This window comes from Aquificaceae bacterium (assembly GCA_037481935.1).
Classification (GTDB): domain Bacteria; phylum Aquificota; class Aquificia; order Aquificales; family Aquificaceae; genus Pampinifervens.
On sequence record JBBFKQ010000008.1, the window covers coordinates 49784 to 67783 of the forward strand.

Genomic DNA, 18000 nt, shown 5'->3' on the forward strand with positions numbered 1-18000 from the left:
GAGCCCCCTTGCGGGGGCAGGTTTTTAGTCAAGCTCGGGCATTTCTGGGGCTGGTGCTTTCTCCTTTTTCTCCTCTGGTATTTCAGCCACGAGGGCTTCTGCGGTAAGCATGGTTCCCGCCACTGAGGCAGCGTTTTGTATGGCGGTCCTCACCACCTTTGTGGGGTCAATTATTCCGGCTTCTACCATGTCCTTGTAGTCTCCCACAGAGGCATCAAAGCCCCAGTTCTTGCCCTTCTCTTTTCCGAGCTGGAGAACCTTTTCAAGCACCACATATCCTTCAAAGCCTGCGTTGCTGGCAATTTGTCTGAGCGGCGTCCTGCAGGCCTTCTTCACTATGTCCACACCCACCTGCTGGTCAGGGTTTTCCACCTTGAGGTTTTCAAGAGCCTCTGAAGCTCTCACCAGTGCCACACCACCACCGGGCACTATACCTTCTTCCACCGCAGCCTTGGTGGCATGCACCGCGTCCTCAACCCTTGCCTTCTTTTCTTTAAGCTCTGCCTCTGTGGCTGCACCGACCCTTATTATAGCAACACCGCCAGCCAGCTTGGCAAGCCTTTCCTGGAGCTTTTCCCTGTCGTAGTCGGAGGTTGTCTCCACGATTTGCTTTTTGATCTGCTCTATCCTCGCGTTTATGGCTTCTTTAGAGCCCTTTCCACCCACTATGGTGGTGTTGTCCTTGTCCACTATCACCTTGTCCGCCCTTCCCAGCATGTCAAGCCCAACGCTTTCAAGCTTTATACCCAGCTCTTCAGTTATGGCGGTTCCACCCGTTAGTATAGCTATGTCCTGCAGGTAGTCCTTCCTCCTCTGACCAAAGCCCGGTGCCTTTACTGCGCATGCCCTAATTACGCCCTTTATATGGTTGACCACCAGGGTTGCAAGGGCTTCCGCTTCCACATCCTCGGCGATTATCAGGATTGGCTTTCCAGCCCTTACCACCTGCTCAAGAACTGGCAGAAGGTCTTTTACATTGGAAATCTTCTTCTCATATATGAGTATGTATGGGTCTTCAAGCACTGCCTCCATCTTGTCAGGGTTGGTCACGAAGTAGGGAGACAGATATCCCCTGTCAAACTGCATACCCTGGACGGTTTCAAGGGTGGTCTGGGCGGACTTGGACTCTTCAACGGTTATAACACCATCCTTACCCACGGCTTCCATTGCGTCCGCTATTATCTTTCCTATCTCGGGGTCGTTGTTGGCGGATATGGTGGCAACCTGTTCTATTTCCTTCCTTCCACCCACCTGTATGGACTGTGCCTTTATCTCCTCAACAACCTTTTCCACAGCCTTGTCTATGCCCCTCTTAAGGTCCATGGGGTTTGCGCCGGAGGCTATTGCCTTGAGTCCCTCGGTGAAGATTGCCTGAGCAAGAACAGTTGCCGTGGTAGTTCCGTCACCGGCAACGTCTGCGGTCTTGGAGGCGACTTCCTTTACCAGCTGAGCTCCCATGTTCTCATAGGGGTCTTTGAGCTCAATCTCTTTGGCAACGGTCACGCCGTCCTTTGTGACAAGGGGCGTTCCCCACTTCTTCTCAATTATCACCTCTCTACCCCTTGGTCCAAGGGTGACCTTTACCGCGTTGGCAAGCCTGTCAACGCCTGCCTTGAGCCTTGCCCTTGCATCTTCTCCGTAGATAACCTTCTTTGCTGCCATGCTACCACCTCCTTTAAAAGTTTTTTACTCAACTATGGCAAGGACTTCGTCCTCAGACATGATAAGGAACTTTTCACCGTCAAGCTCTACCTCGGTGCGCGCATACTTGTTAAAAACAACCCTGTCCCCGGGCTTTACCTTTGGTGGAACTTGCTGACCGTTCTGCAGGAGCTTTCCTTCTCCCACCGCCACCACCTCACCCACCTGAGGCTTCTCTTTGGCGGTGTCTGGTATGATGATGCCAGAGGCTGTTCTCTGTTCCTGTTCTTCGAGTCTCCTGACCACAATCTTGTCATAAAGGGGTCTGAGCTTTGCCATGTTCCACCTCCTTCAAGGAATTTTACGGGTAGATATTATATTAACACCCGGAAAGTTTGTCAAGAGGTTTTTGAGAAAATTCTTAGTATAAATCACTAATATTTATTTAGCCTGAAAAGTTAATAAACATGGCTTGCAGCGGATAAATCAAAGAGCTATGATTATACCTATGCTGAGGCTTCTGTCCCCCGCAAAGGTGAACCTGGGTCTCTGGCTTCTTGGAAAGAGGGCTGATGGATACCACGAGGTTTTCACCATCTATCAGGCTGTAGACCTCTTTGACGAGGTGCTTATAGAGGAAGGTCCCCTCAGCGTTGAAACCAGCACGGGGATACCCATGGAACAAAACCTGGTTTACAAGGCCCTCAGGGTGATGGAGGGACTTCTCGGGAAGGAAATTAGCCTGAGAATCTTTATCCAGAAAAACATACCCGAGGGCGGCGGTCTTGGGGGTGGCTCTTCAAATGTTGCCACGGTTTTAAGGGCCGTAAACGAGCTCATGGGTAATCCGCTGAGTGAAGAAGAGCTATATCTAATAGCAGGTCGGATATCCTCTGATGCTCCCTTCTTTCTCCTCGGTGGAGCTGCTATAGGAAGGGGCAGGGGTGAGATTCTTGAAAGACTAGAGCTGCCCAGGATGACCTTTACCCTCATACATCCGGGAATCAGGTCTTCAACAGCCCATGTATACAGCATGGTAAGAGAAGAGATGTTGACAGAAAAGTTAGAGGGTGATAAAATAATAGATTGCCTGAGGGCTGGAGACTTCAGCGTGCTCCAGAACAGGCTGGGTGAGCTGGCTGGAGAGCTTTACCCTGAGGTGGGCGAAGTGCTTAGGTTTCTGAGAGGCCTGGGCATGTCAGCCCTGGTGAGTGGTAGTGGCTCAAGCGTTTTTTATGTAGGTGAGCCTACCGTTGAGGTAGAGCTTGCCTGCAGGGCAAGAGGCTGGAGGCTTTACAGAGTGGAAAGTTATGGGGTGTAGCTCAACTGGCAGAGCACCGGACTTTGGATCCGGGGGCTCCTGGTTCGAATCCAGGCACCCCAGCTTTCCATAAAACTGAAGAGGTGTGCAATGTTTGGCTCTATAAAACTTCTGACAGGCACCAGCAATCCCAGGCTTGCACAGGAAGTTTCTGAATATCTTGGCATCCCACTGTCCGATGTTATAGTGGGAAGGTTCAGCGACGGTGAGGTGAGAGTGAAGATAAACGAATCCATGAGAGGGGAAGATGTTTTCGTGATTCAGTCTCTTGGATATCCCGTTAACGAGAGCATAATGGAGCTTCTTCTCATGCTTGATGCTCTCAAAAGGGCCTCTGCTGGAAGAATAACCGCTGTAATCCCTTACTATGCCTATGCAAGGCAGGACAGAAAGGACAAACCTAGAGTTCCTATAAGTGCAAGGCTTCTGGCTGACCTCATAACGGTTGCAGGAGCCCAGAGGCTCATAATAGTTGACCTTCACTCTCCCCAGATTCAGGGCTTTTTCAACATACCTGTGGATAACCTTTACGCCCTGAATGTGCTATACGAATACATAAAGAACTATATGGATGGGGATATGGTGGTGGTCTCACCAGATGCAGGCGGGGTAGAGAGGGCAAGGCTCCTTGCCAACAAGCTGGGCTGTAGCATTGCCATTATATATAAGAGAAGACCTGAGCCCAACGTGGCGGAAGTGCTTGACCTCATAGGCGATGTTAAGGGTAAAAAGGCGATAATAGTTGATGACATAATAGACACCGCCGGCACTGTAGTTGCCGCCACTAACATGCTCTTATCAAAGGGAGCAAAGGGTGTGTGGGTGGCCGCAACCCATGGTATCTTTTCAGGTCCTGCAATAGACAGACTGAGGGAGTCTCCAGTGGAAGAGGTTATAGTGACCAACACCCTTAGCATGGAGGGGAAAGGGCTTGAGAAGCTAAAGGTTGTTTCCATAGCTCCGCTCATAGCAGAAGCTATAAAACGTGCCCATGAGGGTGAATCCATAAGCTCACTTTTTGTATAAAGGAGGTAAAGGATGAAAAGGGTTCAGGTCAAGCTAATACCAAGAGCTTTAGGCAAAAAGAGCGAGGTAAAGAGGTTCAGGAGAGAAGGCTACGTTCCTGTGGAGGTATACGGCAAAGATGTGGAGAACATACATGCATACATAAGCATAAGAGACCTAAAGGCCTTTCCACAGGGTGAAACCTTTCTCATTGAGGCGGAGATTGATGGAGATAGAAGGGTATGTCTCCTTAGGGAGATGCAGATGGGCTGGCTTGGGGACAACCCCATACACGTGGACCTGCAGGATATAACACATGTGAGCGAGATTGAGGTGGAAGTGCCCATAGAATTTATCGGCACCCCTGCAGGTGTGGGTTTTGGTGGAACCTTTGAACCTCTCATGCACAGCCTTACTGTGAAGGCGAGGGTGGACAGACTTCCTGACAAAATAAGCGTTGATGTGAGCGGTTTAGGGCTTGGGGATGCACTTCATGTTAGGGACATTGTCCCACCGGAGGGCTGTATAATCATGGACTCTCCAGAAGAGACGGTGGCTGTTGTGCTGGAGCCTGAAGTGGAGGAGACCGCACCTGCTGAATGATAAGGCTTCTTGTGGGTCTTGGAAATCCGGGTAAGAGGTATGAAAAAACACGCCACAATGTGGGCTTTATGGTTGTGGAGGAGTTTCTGAGAAGGTTGAGGGTTCAGGATTACTCGGAAGAGTGCCTATCTCACCTCTACAGGGTCAGAGTTGACGGCAGAGAGGTTCTCGTGGCAAAACCACAGACCTACATGAACAACTCTGGTCTTGCGGTGGTGAACCTCCTTGAAGAATATCACATAAACCCTGAGGAAATGCTTGTTGTCTACGATGACCTTGACCTTCCCCTGGGCAGGCTAAGGCTGAGAACAGAAGGAAGCAGTGGAGGTCATCATGGTATGGAGTCAATAATAAGAGAGATAAAGACAGAAAAGTTTCCAAGGCTAAGAGTTGGTATAGGCAGACCAAGGGACAGGAACAGGGTTGTGGACTACGTGCTCTCTCCTTTCAGCGAGGAGGAGGAAGTGTTGCTTGCAAAGGTGCTAAAGAGGGCTGGTGAATGTTTACATAGATGTGTTGAATTTGGCACAGAGGAGAGCATGAACTTCTGCAACGCTCAGGTTTAAAATAAAAGAGGAGGTGCAAACATGGACCTGAAAAACATACCCCCAGGAAAGAACCCGCCAGAAGACATTTATGTGGTGGTGGAAATACCCCAGGACAGCCCCATAAAGTATGAGCTACACAAGGATAGCGGAGCGGTCTTTGTGGACAGGTTTCTGTTTACAGCAATGCACTATCCCTTTAACTACGGCTTTGTCCCCCAGACACTGGCCGACGATGGAGACCCTGTGGATGTGCTGGTCATATCTCGCTATCCTGTTGCACCAGGAAGCGTTCTCAGGTGCAGGCCAATAGGCGCACTGCAGATGAGGGACGAGGAAGGTGTAGATACAAAGCTTCTTGCTGTCCCCCATTCCAAGCTGGACCCCACCTATGATTCTATAAAGTCCCCTGAGGACCTGCCTGAGATAACCCTCAGCAGGATAAAACACTTCTTTGAGCATTACAAGGAGCTTGAACCGGGTAAGTGGGTAAAGGTGGAAGGCCTCAAGGGGGTGGATTTTGCCTATGAGGAGATAAGGAGGGGGATTGAGAATTACAGAAAGTGATGGATGAAATCCTACAGAAGGCGAGAAGGGTCTTTGATATAGAGATTCATACGCTGGAGAGGCTCAGGGACAGCCTTGGTAGTGAGTTTCTGGAGGCTGTAAATCTCATTCTCAAATGTGAAGGGAAGGTCCTGACCACGGGTGTGGGTAAATCGGGACATATAGCACGCAAGGTTGCCTCAACCCTTTCCAGCACTGGCACGCCGGCACACTTTCTCCACCCGGCGGAGGCCCTTCACGGAGACCTTGGAGTGATAGACAAGGAAGACATAGTGCTTGCCTTTTCCAGCAGCGGTGAATCTCCCGAGGTAAACTCCCTCATACCCTACATAAAACTCCTGGGTGTTCCACTGATATCTATAACAAACAACCCCCAATCCACTCTGGCAAAGCACTCTGATGTGCATATATTCCTTTCTGTGGAAAGAGAAGCCTGCCCTCTGCAGCTTGCACCTACAAGCTCTTCTACCGCTTCTCTTGTGCTTGGAGATGCCCTTGCCATGGTTCTGCTGGAGCTAAAGGGCTTTAGCAGAGAAGACTTTGCTCTCAGACATCCTGCGGGTTCTCTCGGCAGAAGGTTAAGGCAGGTTGGAGACCTCTGCCACAGGGGAGAAGAGGTTCCAGTGGTAAGGGAAAATACTCCCATGAAAGAAGCCATAATTGAAATGACCAGCAAGGGCTTTGGTGCTACTGCTGTAGTAAACGCAGAGGGAAGGCTGGTGGGTATAATAACAGACGGGGACCTCAGGAGATTCGTAAACAGGGGAGGAAACTTTGACACAAGCCTTGCCAGGGACGTTATGACCCCAGACCCCAAGACTGCAGCCATGGAAGAGCTTGCTGCCGAGGCCCTGAAGAGGATGGAGGACTATAAGATAACCGTTCTTCCTGTTGTTGATGAGGAAAAAAGACCTGTTGGCATAATACACATGCACGACATACTCAGGGCAGGCATACTATGAAAAGGCTCGGAGTTCTCGGTTCTACCGGCTCTGTGGGAAGTCAGACGCTTGATGTGGTGAGGGCATACAGGGAGGATTTTGAGCTAATCGGACTTCTGGCAAAAAGGGCATCAGAGAGGTTATTACTTCAGGCTATAGAATTAAGGCCCAAATACGTAGCCTGCTATGAGGAGCCTTCAAGGGAGTGGCTCTCCAGATTGCCAGAGGGAACAGACTTTCTCAAGGGTGAGGAAGGTCTCTATGCCATAGTGGAAGGCTCGGATATGGTAATGAACGCCATATCGGGCGTGGATGGTATCCTGCCTACTTATCTCGTGCTTCAAGAGGGCAAAAAGCTCCTGGCTTCCAACAAAGAGTCCCTCATATGTCTCAGGGAACTGGTAAGAGAAAACAGGGGCAGGATTGTGCCCGTGGACAGCGAACACAATGCCCTTTTTCAGATACTTCAGGGTCTCAAGCCTGAAGAGATAAGGAAGGTTTATCTTACCGCTTCTGGTGGACCCTTCAGGGAAAAAAGCCTTGAAGAACTGAGGCATGTGGGTGTTGAGGATGCCCTGAGGCATCCCACATGGAGGATGGGAGCAAAGATTACCGTTGACTCTGCCACCCTGATGAACAAGGGTATGGAACTTATAGAAGCCATAAACCTCTTTGACCTTGATGTGGAGAGGCTTGATGTGGTTGTCCATCCTCAGAGCGTGGTGCATGGGGTTGTGGAACTCATGGATGGCAGTTTTCTTTTTCATACCTCACAGACAGACATGAGGATTCCCATACTGCATAGCCTCTACTATCCGGAAAGAAAGACCTTTCCCTTTGAAAGGAAAAGTCTCCTGGAGCTTTCTCCCATAACCTTTGAAAGGGTTGATACGGAAAAGTTCAGAAGTATATCTCTCTGCAGGTGGGCTGCTATCATGGGTGGTGTATATCCGGCGGTGCTGGTGGGTGCAGACCAGGTGGCCGTTGAGCTATTCCTTCAGGGTAAGATAGGTTTTCTGGACATAGTCAACCTCGTGGAGGAGGTGCTGAGCTCTGTAAGTCTGAGGGACCCGCAGAGCCTGGAAGATGTGCTTCTAGCCATAGACTGGGCATACAGAAGGGGCATGGAGCTTCTGGGGGTGACAGGATGAGGTCTTTTGTTTTTGCCCTTGGCTTTATATTCCTGATATTTCTTCCCTTTTACCTCACCTCCTCTCCAAGAGGTGGGAACGTGTCCTTCGTAAGGATAGACCCAGAAGACTTTCATGTAAAGGAGGGTAAAGAAGGTGGTGAGCTCAGGTTTGTGCTGAGTTCAGACCCCAGAACCCTGAATCCTGCCATAGCCCAGGAAACCTCCTCCACTGCGGTGCTTTCTGACCTTTTCACAGGCCTTACAAAGATAGACCTGAAAACAATGCAGGTTGTTCCAGACCTGGCACAGAGCTGGGAAGAAAGAGAAGGCGGGAAGGTTTACCTGTTCCATCTGAGAAGAGGTGTGCTGTGGAGCGACGGAGAGCCATTTTCTGCAGATGATGTGGTCTTCACTTACAGGGACATATACCTCAACCCCAACATACCCAACTCTACAGGAGACATGTTTAGGGGTATTCTTAAAAGCCAGGAGGATGTGAAAAGCTTTGTAAGGAAGCTGGACGATTACACTTTGGAGTTTAGACTTCCACAGCCCTTTGCACCCTTTCTAAATGCCCTCTCTGCACCCATACTGCCAAAACACAAATTGGAAAAGTATGTAAGGGAAGGAAACTTTATGACCGCATGGAACGTAAGCACTGACCCGAGGGAGATAGTTGGGACAGGTCCATACAGACTCAAAAGGTATATAAAGGGCGTTATGGTAGAGTATGAAGCAAACCCCTATTATTACGAGCATGACAGCCTTGGCAGGAAGCTTCCCTACATAAAAAGAAAGGTGGGCTACATAATACAGGACCCGGATACTGCCCTTTTGAAATACTCTCTAGGAGAAATTGATTATATGGGTGTGAGGCCTCAGGATGTGCTTTTTATGAGCAGGGTAAAGGAAACTACACTCTTTGACCTTGGACCGACGCCTTCCACCACCTTTCTTGTCTTCAACCAGAACCCTAGCTCTGGAATTCCAGAGTATAAGCTCAAGTGGTTTCAGAACAGAGAATTCAGGAGGGCAATATCCCACGCCATAGACAGGGAAGGCATGTGCTATCTTGTTTACAATGGGTTGGCTGAACCACTGTATGGTCCTGTCACGCCGGCAAACAGACCCTACTATACGGAGGGACTCTTCCCTGTGTATGAATACAACCTCAAAAAGGCAAGAGATATACTCCAGAGCCTTGGCTTTAAGGACAGAAATGGGGATGGGTGGCTGGAAGACCCTGAAGGAAACACTCTTGAGTTCGTCCTTCTTACCAATGCTGGCAATAAGGAAAGGGAAGCGATGGGGAACATGATAAAGGAGGACCTGGAGAAAATAGGAGTAAAGGTTGTCTTCAGACCAATAGACTTTAACAGCCTGGTGAGCAGGCTTACATCCCCACCCTACGACTGGGATGCGGTAATAATCGGGCTAACGGGATCCATGGACCCTCACTTTGGAAGGAACGTCTGGCATTCCTCGGGAACTCTTCACATGTGGAACCCAAGGCAGAAAAGCCCGCAGACAGAATGGGAGAAGAGGGTTGACGAACTCTTTGACAGGGGCGCAACTGAGATAAACCCAGAGAAAAGGGTTGCCCTTTACAGGGAAGCTTACAGAATAATATCCATGGAGCAACCCATGATATTCCTTACAACTCCCAAGAGCATGCTTGCAGCAAAGAAGGGGTTTGAAAACCTCTTCCCCACCGTCTGGGGATGGTATAGAGAAGAGGCTCTATTTTTTAGGTGATGAGCTCGCTAAGCCTCTCCTTCATAACCCTGTAAGCTTCCTCCCTTACTATCTTGCTCACATCAATCCCTGAAAGAACCTCGCTGACCTTTTCCCTGAGGATTTGCTCCAGCTTTCTTTCAAGAACAGTAGACAGCTGTCTGCCTATTTCCTCTGGGCTCAGTATATGAGAAAGGGCAGAGTAGACCTTTTCCTGGGATAGCTCCTCTCTAATCACTTCCCTTATAGCCATTGCAAGGCTTTCTGCCACATTCTCCATGTAAGGCATACTCTGGGAGACTGGAGCCTCTTCTGTAATGGCCACTTCTGGAGTTTTTTCTTCTTCTGGAGAGAGGGACATTTTCTCCTGCTCCCCTGTTTCTTCAAAACCCGCACCTATTATCTCTTCAAGCAGACTCATTATACTTCTATCCTCTTCCTGTAAGGTTGCAGGCTGAAGGTCTGTGGGCAGCCTTTCCTCAAGAAGAGGTGTCTCCTGCACTGCCTCCGCGGGGTACTCTGCAGGAGCTTCTTCCAGAAGCTCTGCAATCTTCTCCAGCGCCTTACTCAGTTCAGCTTCCCTTGCAAAGGTGAACTTCCTTTCAAGGGGAATGCTTCCCACATCTATGGTGAAGAGTTCATCAATAAGGAGAACATAAGGCTTTCTTGCCAGAAAATCATCCTTTGCCATGTCTGAGAGAGTTCTGTAGGCAAGCATTCCGGATATGGTGTCAAAGAGGATTATGTCCGCCTCCCTTGCCTTTTCAATGGCCTCCTTTACGTTCTTTGCCTCAACTATATCCACCCTATCCGAGAGAGCCTCTTTAATGTTGTTTATAAGGGATGTATCAAAGGAAACGAGAAGCAGTTTTTTTCTGGAAGTGCTCAGTTCCAGTTCCCTGAAGCCAAAAACTTCTTCCATACCCGCTTCTTGCGTTGCCCCTTTTTCTTCAAAGGATACCACACTCTCAGGAAGAAGCAGCGCTGCCTCTTCTTCTGATATAAGGCTTTCAGGTTTTTCCTCCCCCGCCTCTTCAAACAGGGCGGTGGGAATCTTCTCCACCGCCTCGTCTCTCATCACCTTTATCTTTCTTGGAGGCATTATGTTGTTCATGTCAACGGGGAAAAGGTCATCCACAAGGACTATGTATTTTGAGTCTTTGAACTTCTGCCTGAACATGTTGTTTATGTCTTCTTCTGATATGGAGCCAGAAACCGCATCATATATCACCACGTCCATGTAAGAGGAGACTGTGTTTATGGCCTCCTCACCATTTTTTACGTCCACCACGTTGTGTTCACCAAGGACCTCCCTAAGTCTGTTCACCAGGTTTTTATCAAAGGAGACTATAAGCACGTTCATGACTTGCCCTCCATTCTCTTAATTATATCGTCCAGTATCTTCTTGGCTTCAGACAGACTCTCTCCGGGTATAACTCCACTCATGGCAAAGGCCACTCTCAGAGCCTTCAGCCTCCTCGTGAGTTCCTCCTGCAGCATACTCCCCCCCCTTGTCTTTCTCTCCCTCTGTTCTGTTCCTCTAACTTCTCTGATTAACAGAGTCAACCCGGAAAGAAATACAATAGCACCTGAAAGGGAAATTCCAAGGGCAAAGGGTTTTTCAGTGAAAGTGTTCAGATACTCAGACAGAGAAACCCTCTTTGTGTAGGTGTATGCCAGGTTTCCGTCCCTGTTGTAGCTTGCCGCTATAAAATCATCTGCCTTCAGCGGTCCTATGGCGTTGTCTGTTGTAATAACCCTGCCTGTTGCCGTCCTGAGGATAAAGACATTTTCATCTGCTCTGTTTAGCTTTATGAGCGTATCTCCAGAATAAAGATGATGGATGAATTGAGCCATATTGTGGCTTACCCTTGAGAGCTTCGTGTTTGCGTATATTTCAAAGGCTATCCACTGCCCAGCGAGGAAAAGTATGACCCCAAGCACCATAAGGATAGGGGCAAAGGCTCTGTTCATGTCAACCTCCCACAGTTATGTTTTCAATAAGGAGGGAAGGTGAGCCCACGTTCCCGTAGAACTTCAGGTCGCTGCCCACATCCACCACTGAGCTCCATATGTCCCTTATGTTTCCTCCTATAACAACCCCCCTCACGCTTTTTTGCCTCCTTCCTTCCCTGTATATTATACCAGAAGCACCAAGGGAGAAGTCTCCAGATACGGGGTCAACAGTATGCAGGCCCATGAGGTCTGTGATAAGGAAAACATCCCCCTGTAGGAGCTCCTGCAGGCTTTTTTCTCCCGGCTTTATAAAGAGATTTGTTATTCCTGAAAGCGGCAGACTTCTAAAGCCCTCTCTCACCGAGTTACCAGTGGGTTCAGCCTTTGACTTGAGGGCAGTGTATGTGCTGTGGAGAAAGCCTCTGAATACGCCCTCTTCCACCACCGCCTTTTTACGCATGGGATAACCCTCTGCATCCACAGGAAGGCTCATAAAACCACCTTTTAGAGTGCCGTCGTCAAGGATGGTAAGCTTTTGAGAGAAGACCCCTTCCCCTTCCTTCCCCTTCAGGAAGGTTTTACCCTTTACCAGCGTTTCACCAAGGAATATGGGGCTGAAGGCTTCAAGTATCATGGCGGATGCCTCTCTGAAGAAAACCGCTGGCACTTTCGTGGTTCCTATTTCTGAGGGCTTGAGGGTTGCCGTCGCCTTGAAGACCACATCCTCCACTACACTGTCAAAAGGCAGGTCAGCAAGAGCTCTTGCACCGGAAAACTCGTAAGATATGGAGGAGTCTCCATCTTCCTCCGCAAGCACTGCCATCATGAGGGTGTACCATGTGCCCCTGTAGTGGTAATAAAGACCGCAGGAGCTCAAGCAAAGAACCTCAAGCTCATTTTCTTTGAGGCTGACCTTCCTTACGCCCCTGACCCTTCCATCAAGCTCCTTTGCCCTCCTTTCCAGGTCTATTATAAGCTCTATCTTCTCCTCAATAGGCCGTTTCAAGCCCTCCTCGTCATAGAAGGTTTTCAGCTCTCCGTGAGTCCCGCATGCACCCAGAGCAAAGCCCTCGTCCTCAGGGGTTATATCACACACCTGCATGGCCACCTTTGCACACTCCTTTACAGATGCTTCCTCAAGGTCTGTGGTGTATGAAAAGCCCATCCTTTTCCCCCTTAGAACCCTTATACCCACTCCCGCCTCTTCAGCCCTCAGTAGATTTTCAAGCTTTTCTTCAGCGCTTTCCAGGGTTATCTTTTTTCTCCGCTCCATGTAAACTTCATAATCATAGCCTGAGGGTATGACCTCTTCTATCCAGTTCTTAATCTTTTCCATGCTCAAAATTTTAAAAGAAACAGGTAAACCGGTGCTGTGAAAAGAAGGGAATCAAACCTGTCGGTAAATCCACCATGTTCTCCAAGAAGGTTTGAAAAATCCTTTATACCGACCTGTCTTTTTATAAAACTCTTGAAGAGGTCTCCCATAAGGGCTATCACTACAAGAAAAGGAGACCACAGAACTCCCCTGAATCCATGAAAGAAAAGCATGGTAAGAGTCCCGGCAATCGCACCACCTGCAAAACCTTCCCATGTTTTCTTAGGAGATAGTCTGGGAGAAAGAGGCCTTCTGCCAAGGCTCTTGCCCACGTAGTAGGAAAATATGTCTACAGCCCAGACAAAAATCAGAAGCTTTATGAGAGCATGGGTATCCTCCGTTTTCAGTTTTAGCAGGAAAAAGGGAAGTAGCCCGGCATACAGGCAGATTAGAAGGGATTTTAGAAAGCTATCCATGGACCATGGCTTCCACCCTGCATAGAGGGAAAATAGCAGGGCAGAGACGAAACCAAGCTCAATAGAAAGGGAACCTACGAGGAAGGTAAGAGGTGCCAGGTAGAAGAACTTAAACCCAACAGCCCTTGAGACTTCATTGCTTATGAGAAAGGAAAGGGCAAGGATACCTGCGTAGAAAACAGGATAGGGAGAAAGGCTGACCACTATGGCCAGAAGACCTACCAGTATACCTATAAACTCTCTACTTTTAAAGAAGTGCTCCAAATCTTCTCTCCCTCTTTGAAAAATCTCCAAGGGCTCTCATGAGTTCCTCTTTCCGAAAGTCTGGCCAGTAAGTATCTGTAAAATAAAGCTCCGTGTATGCAAGATGCCAGAGGAGAAAGTTGGATATTCTTTTCTCTCCACCCGTTCTTATTAGAAGGTCTGGGTCTGGAACATGGGGCAGGTCTGAAAGTAATTTAAAGCTCTTTTCCGTGGGTTCTAAACCCATATCCATGACTTTTTTTAATGTCCTGAGTATCTCATCCCTGCCTCCATAGTCAAGGGCAAGAAATACATGAAGCTTCTCCTCTGCTGGCCTCAGCCTTTCAACCCTTTCCATTTCCTTCAGAAGACTGAGTGGCAACCTGTCCCGTCTTCCTATAAAGGAAACCCTTATGCCTTTTTCAAAGAGCAACTGGGTTTTTTCTCTGAGATATCCTTCAAGAAGTCTCATAAGACCCTTTACTTCAATCTCTGGCCTTTTCCAGTTTTCTGTGGAAAAGGTAAAGAGGGTGAGCCATCTTATACCCAGTTCCATACACGCGTCCACAAGCTCTTCTGCTCTCTTTACACCCTCGTAGTGGCCGGCTATTCTCGGCAGCCCCCTTTCCCTCGCCCATCTTCCGTTTCCGTCCATTATAACCGCCAGATGCCTTGGTATCCTCATGCTACCTTCCAAGCTTTGTCTTTGCCGTTGCAGCTTCCTCAGAGAGTGGATAATCTCTTATTATGGCCTCATAGTATTCCCTTGCCTTCTGACCTTCACCCCTCTGCTCGTAAAGCCTTGCCAGCTGAAGGAGGGCAGAGGGTGCCTTGTTGCAGTCCACCATCTCCTTTCTCTGACACCTTTCCACCAGGGTGAGCCAGACAGCCTCAGCCTTGTTTAATTCTCCCAGGTCTCTATAAACAACCCCAAGCCACAGATATGCGTTGTCGGTAAGTGGCGTTCCGGGATACTTCTTTATAAACTCTATAAGCCTGTCTCTTGCCTGATTTAGCTGTCTCAGGTTATAGAGCCTTATGGCCTCCTCGTAATCCTTCTGATATTCCTCCGATGCCTGCTGAGGGACGTTCTGGGAAGTTCTTGAAACTTCAGGTGTTCTTTCGGATGGGTTCTGAGTGGGCGGCGCTTCCTTTACCGGCTCTGGCAGTCTTGTTGCCTGACCTGCGCTCTGTCTTTCAATCCTGAGTCTTTCCAGTTCAAGCCTTGTTCTTGCAAGGTTCTCAGAAAGTGTATCAACCCTGGCTTCAGTTCTCAGGTTCCTTTCCTCCAGCGTCTTCTGCCTTTCCTCAAGCTGTGATATCCTGCCCTCAAGTCCAGAGAGTCTTCTGTCAAATTCTTCCTTAGTTATGCCTCCGCAAGATGCAAGAAATACTAAAGAGAACAATGACAGGAAACTCGGGATGCTTCTCATGGTTCTTAAATTATACCATCAACGCCTGAAAAGGAGTATATATTCTCCATCCCTCTGTAGCTGCATGTATTCACGGGCAAATCTCTCCTTGAAGTGTTCAGGGTTCTCTCTTATAAGCTCAAGAAGCTGTTCCCTTTTGTTGTTTTCAGCCCTCTGACGGGCAATCTGGGTATCCAGCTCAATGCCAGCCTTTTTTAGCTCAAAGACCCTGAATATACTATACTGGCTCAGAAAGAGATTGTAAAGGGTGTAAAAAAACATAAGGAAGAAGAAAATCTTAAAAAGCCTGTCAGAAGCTAAAGCCTGAAAATTCCCTCTTCCCTCCGAACTCCGCCTCATGGTCAAGCTCCTCCTCTATCCTCAAGAGTTCGTTATACTTGGCAACCCTGTCCGTGCGAGAGGCAGAACCTGTCTTTATCTGCCCTGCACTGGTTCCTACAGCAAGGTGTGCAATGAAAGTGTCCTCCGTTTCTCCAGACCTGTGGGATATTATTGTCCCATAGCCATTTTCCTGAGCCATATCTATTGTCTGGAGGGTTTCGGTGAGAGTCCCCACCTGGTTCAGCTTTATGAGTATGGCATTGGCAAGGCCCTCCTTTATGCCCTCCTGAAATATGGAGGGGTTTGTCACAAAGAGGTCATCACCCACAAGCTGAACCTTGCTTCCAAGCTCTCTCGTAATGAGTTTCCATCCTTCCAGGTCATCCTCCGCCATGGGGTCTTCTATGGATACTATCGGATACTTTTCTAAAAGTTTAGAGTAAAAGCCGCAGAGTTCCTCCGAGCTCAGCTTTTTTCCCTCAAGGTGGTATAGTTCATCCTCATAGAAGAGCTCAGAGGATGCGCAGTCAAGGGCGAGAAAGACATCCTCTCCGGGCCTGTAGCCAGCCTTTTCTATGGAAAGCATGAGCATGTCAAGGGCCTCTTCTGTGCTCTGCAGGTTTGGTGCAAAGCCACCCTCATCCCCCACATTGGTGGAGTATCCCTTCTCCTTGAGGAGGGCCTTAAGATGATGAAAAACCTCCACGCCTGCCCTCAGGGCCTCTGAAAACCTGCCCCCACACACGGGAACTATCATAAACTCCTGTATGTCAAGGGGGTTGTCCGCATGAACACCACCGTTTATCACGTTCATCAGAGGCACCGGAAGCTTCTTTGCTCTCAGACCGCCAAGATACCTGTATAAGCTCACACCGAACTCATGGGCCATTGCCCTTGCCACAGCCATGCTAACGCCTAGTATGGCGTTTGCCCCAAGCCTGCTCTTGTTTGGAGTGCCATCAAGCTCAATGAGCACTCTGTCTATATGAGCCTGCTGGCCTGCATCAAGACCCACTATCTCTCTGGCTATTACCGAGTTCACGTTGTCCACAGCCTTCAGAACGCCCTTGCCTAAAAATCTTCTTGGGTCGTGGTCTCTGAGCTCTATTGCTTCCTTTTCCCCTGTGGAGGCACCGCTTGGCACCATGGCCCTTCCCTTTGCACCCGAAGAGAGCACCACTTCCACCTCAAGGGTTGGATTCCCCCTGGAATCAAGCACTTCCCTTGCCTTGACGCTCACTATGGATGACATGGCTAAGAATTATAGCACAGCCTACTCTATTTCCCCATACTCTATCCTTGCTATAAACCTGACCCAGGCTAAGGGGTTGAGGGTAAATTCTGCAGAAAGGCCTATCAGGAGGGTAAGTATTCCAGTTATTAGAGGAGGAACGAGCATCATAAGACCTACTTCAAACCTTCTGAGTCTTTTTTCCTTCAACTTTACCTCACCAAACCATGCTCTGAAGGCTATGGGGATTAGGTAAAGAACGCTCAGAAAGGAGCTGAGATACAGCACATACACCGCCCATTCCTGTCCTGCAAACCTCGCTCCCTCTTCCAGGTATTTCTTGGTAAGATAGCCGGCTGTAAGGGGGACACCTATAAGCCCCAGGGAGGCCAATGTAAAAGCAAGGGTGGTAAGGGGCATCCTTCTACCCACACCATTTACTTCTTCAACTCTGTGAATCCCGTAAGCCTCTGAATAATTTCCTACGCACATGAAGAGGGTTATCTTCATGATGCCATGGTTTACAAGATGCAGAAGAGCTCCCATGGTGGCCACAGGTCCGGGTATGAGTATGCCAAGGATTATGTAAGACAGATGGCTTATGGTGGAATAGGCAAGCCTCTTCTTTAATTCACTCTGGAAAACCGCCATCAGAGAGCCGAAGGCTATGGTGAAGCCTGCAAGGTATGCAAGGAACTGCCATAGATTCATAGACTGCACCAGCTGGACGCCGTAGAGGTCATAGACGAGCCTCACAACGCCGAAGGCGCCAGCCTTTACAACTGCCACCGCATGCAGAAGGGCGCTCACTGGGGCTGGTGCAACCATGGCCCTGGTGAGCCATCCATGAAGGGGAAAGACTGCAGCCTTTACTGCCATCCCAAAGAAGAGCCCGTAGAAGAGCAACACGGCAGGCTGTGGGTGTTCTTTAGCCCAGGCTCTCAAGTGGGGATTACCGCCCACATGAAAATCACCATTGCCCACAGCTATGTAAAGGAAAACAAGACATACGAGAAAAAGTGTTCCCCCAGAGACTGTATACAGGAGGTAGAAACCTCCTGCTTTGAGAGCCTTTTCTGTGCCTCTGTGAACCACGAGGGGATAGGTGCTGAGCGTAAGAAGCTCATAAAAGAGGAAAAAGGTAAACATGTTGCCCGCAAGGGCAATGCCCATGGTGGAAGTGACTGCAAGATTGAAGAAAGTGAAAAACCTCCTGCGGTTGGGCGAACCCTCAAGATAGCCCACCGCATAAAGGGTTGTCAGAAGCCACAGGAAAGAGGAAAGGCTCACAAAAAGAAGCCCGAGGGGGTCAATTTTGAGATAAAAGTCAGCAAAAGAAACCATGGGGTAGCTTATCTCAAAGACCCTGCCATTGTAGACTGCCCAGAGAAGATATCCTATCACAAGGAGCTTATATGACGCAGCGCCTATGTTTACCAGAGTTCTCAGCGTATACCATTCCTCCTTGAGGAAGGCTATTATGAGGCTTGCCACAAAGGAGCTGAAAAGCAGGCTGAGCACCATAAACTGGTCCAT

At 48.9% G+C, this 18000-nt stretch carries 19 protein-coding genes and 1 tRNA gene; 9 read left to right on the top strand and 11 right to left on the bottom strand.

Translation table 11 applies throughout. The features are described from left to right. Positions 1-24: 24 nt before the first annotated feature. Both groL and groES read right to left on the bottom strand, forming a co-directional pair. Positions 25-1662, bottom strand: coding sequence for a chaperonin GroEL (gene groL, locus WHS43_07730; GenBank protein MEJ5339527.1), 1638 nt, complete (start codon positions 1660-1662; stop codon positions 25-27). 24 nt (positions 1663-1686) lie between these two features. After that, positions 1687-1980: a co-chaperone GroES gene (gene groES / locus WHS43_07735; GenBank protein ID MEJ5339528.1), complete on the bottom strand. Its 294-nt coding sequence runs from the start codon at positions 1978-1980 to the stop codon at positions 1687-1689. A gap of 169 nt (positions 1981-2149) precedes the next feature. On the opposite strand from groES, the gene ispE reads away from it, so the two are divergent. The 9 genes from ispE to WHS43_07780 all read left to right on the top strand — a co-directional run bounded on the left by ispE (position 2150) and on the right by WHS43_07780 (position 9510). After that, entirely contained in the window at positions 2150-2962 is an 813-nt protein-coding gene (ispE, locus tag WHS43_07740; protein ID MEJ5339529.1) for a 4-(cytidine 5'-diphospho)-2-C-methyl-D-erythritol kinase, read from the top strand. Then, a tRNA-Gln gene (locus tag WHS43_07745) sits at positions 2953-3025 on the top strand. Before ispE ends, WHS43_07745 begins: the two co-directional genes overlap by 10 nt. A gap of 27 nt (positions 3026-3052) precedes the next feature. Further along, the gene (locus tag WHS43_07750) at positions 3053-3988 is read left to right on the top strand and encodes a ribose-phosphate pyrophosphokinase (protein ID MEJ5339530.1); all 936 of its coding nucleotides are present in this window, start codon (positions 3053-3055) and stop codon (positions 3986-3988) included. Between the two features lie 12 nt (positions 3989-4000). After that, positions 4001-4570, top strand: a complete 570-nt coding sequence (locus WHS43_07755; GenBank protein ID MEJ5339531.1) for a 50S ribosomal protein L25/general stress protein Ctc — start codon at positions 4001-4003, stop codon at positions 4568-4570. Then, on the top strand, positions 4567-5136 hold the full coding sequence (gene pth / locus WHS43_07760; GenBank protein ID MEJ5339532.1) for an aminoacyl-tRNA hydrolase: 570 nt from the start codon (positions 4567-4569) through the stop codon (positions 5134-5136). Before WHS43_07755 ends, pth begins: the two co-directional genes overlap by 4 nt. Before the next feature lie 21 nt (positions 5137-5157). Beyond that, positions 5158-5682 (top strand): inorganic diphosphatase, encoded by a 525-nt coding sequence (gene ppa, locus WHS43_07765; GenBank protein ID MEJ5339533.1) that lies wholly within the window; start codon positions 5158-5160, stop codon positions 5680-5682. Then, complete coding sequence (locus tag WHS43_07770; protein ID MEJ5339534.1) at positions 5682-6644, top strand: KpsF/GutQ family sugar-phosphate isomerase; 963 nt, start codon at positions 5682-5684, stop codon at positions 6642-6644. Before ppa ends, WHS43_07770 begins: the two co-directional genes overlap by 1 nt. Then, positions 6641-7774 (top strand): 1-deoxy-D-xylulose-5-phosphate reductoisomerase, encoded by a 1134-nt coding sequence (gene dxr, locus WHS43_07775; GenBank protein MEJ5339535.1) that lies wholly within the window; start codon positions 6641-6643, stop codon positions 7772-7774. The genes WHS43_07770 and dxr overlap by 4 nt, the downstream gene beginning before the upstream one ends. Further along, entirely contained in the window at positions 7771-9510 is a 1740-nt protein-coding gene (locus WHS43_07780) for an ABC transporter substrate-binding protein (GenBank protein ID MEJ5339536.1), read from the top strand. The genes dxr and WHS43_07780 overlap by 4 nt, the downstream gene beginning before the upstream one ends. Here the strand turns inward: WHS43_07780 and WHS43_07785 are convergent. From WHS43_07785 to WHS43_07825, 9 genes are read right to left on the bottom strand one after another with little or no spacing between them, the layout of a single operon-like run. Beyond that, a complete protein-coding gene (locus WHS43_07785; protein MEJ5339537.1) occupies positions 9503-10852 on the bottom strand; it encodes a hypothetical protein in 1350 nt (449 codons plus the stop codon). The two genes, WHS43_07780 and WHS43_07785, sit on opposite strands and share 8 nt — an antisense overlap. Next, the gene (locus tag WHS43_07790) at positions 10849-11463 is read right to left on the bottom strand and encodes a hypothetical protein (GenBank protein ID MEJ5339538.1); all 615 of its coding nucleotides are present in this window, start codon (positions 11461-11463) and stop codon (positions 10849-10851) included. Before WHS43_07790 ends, WHS43_07785 begins: the two co-directional genes overlap by 4 nt. A 1-nt stretch (position 11464) precedes the next feature. After that, positions 11465-12781: a TldD/PmbA family protein gene (locus WHS43_07795; GenBank protein MEJ5339539.1), complete on the bottom strand. Its 1317-nt coding sequence runs from the start codon at positions 12779-12781 to the stop codon at positions 11465-11467. A 2-nt stretch (positions 12782-12783) separates the two neighbouring features. Continuing rightward, positions 12784-13500: a phosphatidate cytidylyltransferase gene (locus WHS43_07800; protein ID MEJ5339540.1), complete on the bottom strand. Its 717-nt coding sequence runs from the start codon at positions 13498-13500 to the stop codon at positions 12784-12786. Continuing rightward, complete coding sequence (gene uppS, locus WHS43_07805) at positions 13484-14164, bottom strand: polyprenyl diphosphate synthase (GenBank protein ID MEJ5339541.1); 681 nt, start codon at positions 14162-14164, stop codon at positions 13484-13486. Before uppS ends, WHS43_07800 begins: the two co-directional genes overlap by 17 nt. 1 nt (position 14165) lies before the next feature. Continuing rightward, on the bottom strand, positions 14166-14912 hold the full coding sequence (locus WHS43_07810; protein ID MEJ5339542.1) for a tetratricopeptide repeat protein: 747 nt from the start codon (positions 14910-14912) through the stop codon (positions 14166-14168). Between the two features lie 18 nt (positions 14913-14930). After that, positions 14931-15251 carry a hypothetical protein gene (locus WHS43_07815; GenBank protein ID MEJ5339543.1) on the bottom strand — a complete coding sequence of 107 codons (321 nt, stop codon included), beginning with the start codon at positions 15249-15251 and terminating at the stop codon, positions 14931-14933. Continuing rightward, a complete protein-coding gene (gene eno / locus WHS43_07820; GenBank protein MEJ5339544.1) occupies positions 15202-16485 on the bottom strand; it encodes a phosphopyruvate hydratase in 1284 nt (427 codons plus the stop codon). The genes WHS43_07815 and eno overlap by 50 nt, the downstream gene beginning before the upstream one ends. A 21-nt stretch (positions 16486-16506) precedes the next feature. After that, positions 16507-18000, bottom strand: a complete 1494-nt coding sequence (locus WHS43_07825) for a proton-conducting transporter membrane subunit (GenBank protein MEJ5339545.1) — start codon at positions 17998-18000, stop codon at positions 16507-16509.

What these genes read in the sequence shown, in the direction of transcription:
- groL (MEJ5339527.1), bottom strand. Translation starts at nt 1,662, where the DNA reads ATGGCAGCAAAGAAGGTTATCTACGGAGAAGATGCAAGGGCAAGGCTC.
- groES (MEJ5339528.1), bottom strand. Translation starts at nt 1,980, where the DNA reads ATGGCAAAGCTCAGACCCCTTTATGACAAGATTGTGGTCAGGAGACTC.
- ispE (MEJ5339529.1), top strand. Translation starts at nt 2,150, where the DNA reads ATGCTGAGGCTTCTGTCCCCCGCAAAGGTGAACCTGGGTCTCTGGCTT.
- WHS43_07750 (MEJ5339530.1), top strand. Translation starts at nt 3,053, where the DNA reads ATGTTTGGCTCTATAAAACTTCTGACAGGCACCAGCAATCCCAGGCTT.
- WHS43_07755 (MEJ5339531.1), top strand. Translation starts at nt 4,001, where the DNA reads ATGAAAAGGGTTCAGGTCAAGCTAATACCAAGAGCTTTAGGCAAAAAG.
- pth (MEJ5339532.1), top strand. Translation starts at nt 4,567, where the DNA reads ATGATAAGGCTTCTTGTGGGTCTTGGAAATCCGGGTAAGAGGTATGAA.
- ppa (MEJ5339533.1), top strand. Translation starts at nt 5,158, where the DNA reads ATGGACCTGAAAAACATACCCCCAGGAAAGAACCCGCCAGAAGACATT.
- WHS43_07770 (MEJ5339534.1), top strand. Translation starts at nt 5,682, where the DNA reads ATGGATGAAATCCTACAGAAGGCGAGAAGGGTCTTTGATATAGAGATT.
- dxr (MEJ5339535.1), top strand. Translation starts at nt 6,641, where the DNA reads ATGAAAAGGCTCGGAGTTCTCGGTTCTACCGGCTCTGTGGGAAGTCAG.
- WHS43_07780 (MEJ5339536.1), top strand. Translation starts at nt 7,771, where the DNA reads ATGAGGTCTTTTGTTTTTGCCCTTGGCTTTATATTCCTGATATTTCTT.
- WHS43_07785 (MEJ5339537.1), bottom strand. Translation starts at nt 10,852, where the DNA reads ATGAACGTGCTTATAGTCTCCTTTGATAAAAACCTGGTGAACAGACTT.
- WHS43_07790 (MEJ5339538.1), bottom strand. Translation starts at nt 11,463, where the DNA reads ATGAACAGAGCCTTTGCCCCTATCCTTATGGTGCTTGGGGTCATACTT.
- WHS43_07795 (MEJ5339539.1), bottom strand. Translation starts at nt 12,781, where the DNA reads ATGGAAAAGATTAAGAACTGGATAGAAGAGGTCATACCCTCAGGCTAT.
- uppS (MEJ5339541.1), bottom strand. Translation starts at nt 14,164, where the DNA reads ATGAGGATACCAAGGCATCTGGCGGTTATAATGGACGGAAACGGAAGA.
- WHS43_07810 (MEJ5339542.1), bottom strand. Translation starts at nt 14,912, where the DNA reads ATGAGAAGCATCCCGAGTTTCCTGTCATTGTTCTCTTTAGTATTTCTT.
- WHS43_07815 (MEJ5339543.1), bottom strand. Translation starts at nt 15,251, where the DNA reads ATGAGGCGGAGTTCGGAGGGAAGAGGGAATTTTCAGGCTTTAGCTTCT.
- eno (MEJ5339544.1), bottom strand. Translation starts at nt 16,485, where the DNA reads ATGTCATCCATAGTGAGCGTCAAGGCAAGGGAAGTGCTTGATTCCAGG.
- WHS43_07825 (MEJ5339545.1), bottom strand. Translation starts at nt 18,000, where the DNA reads ATGGACCAGTTTATGGTGCTCAGCCTGCTTTTCAGCTCCTTTGTGGCA.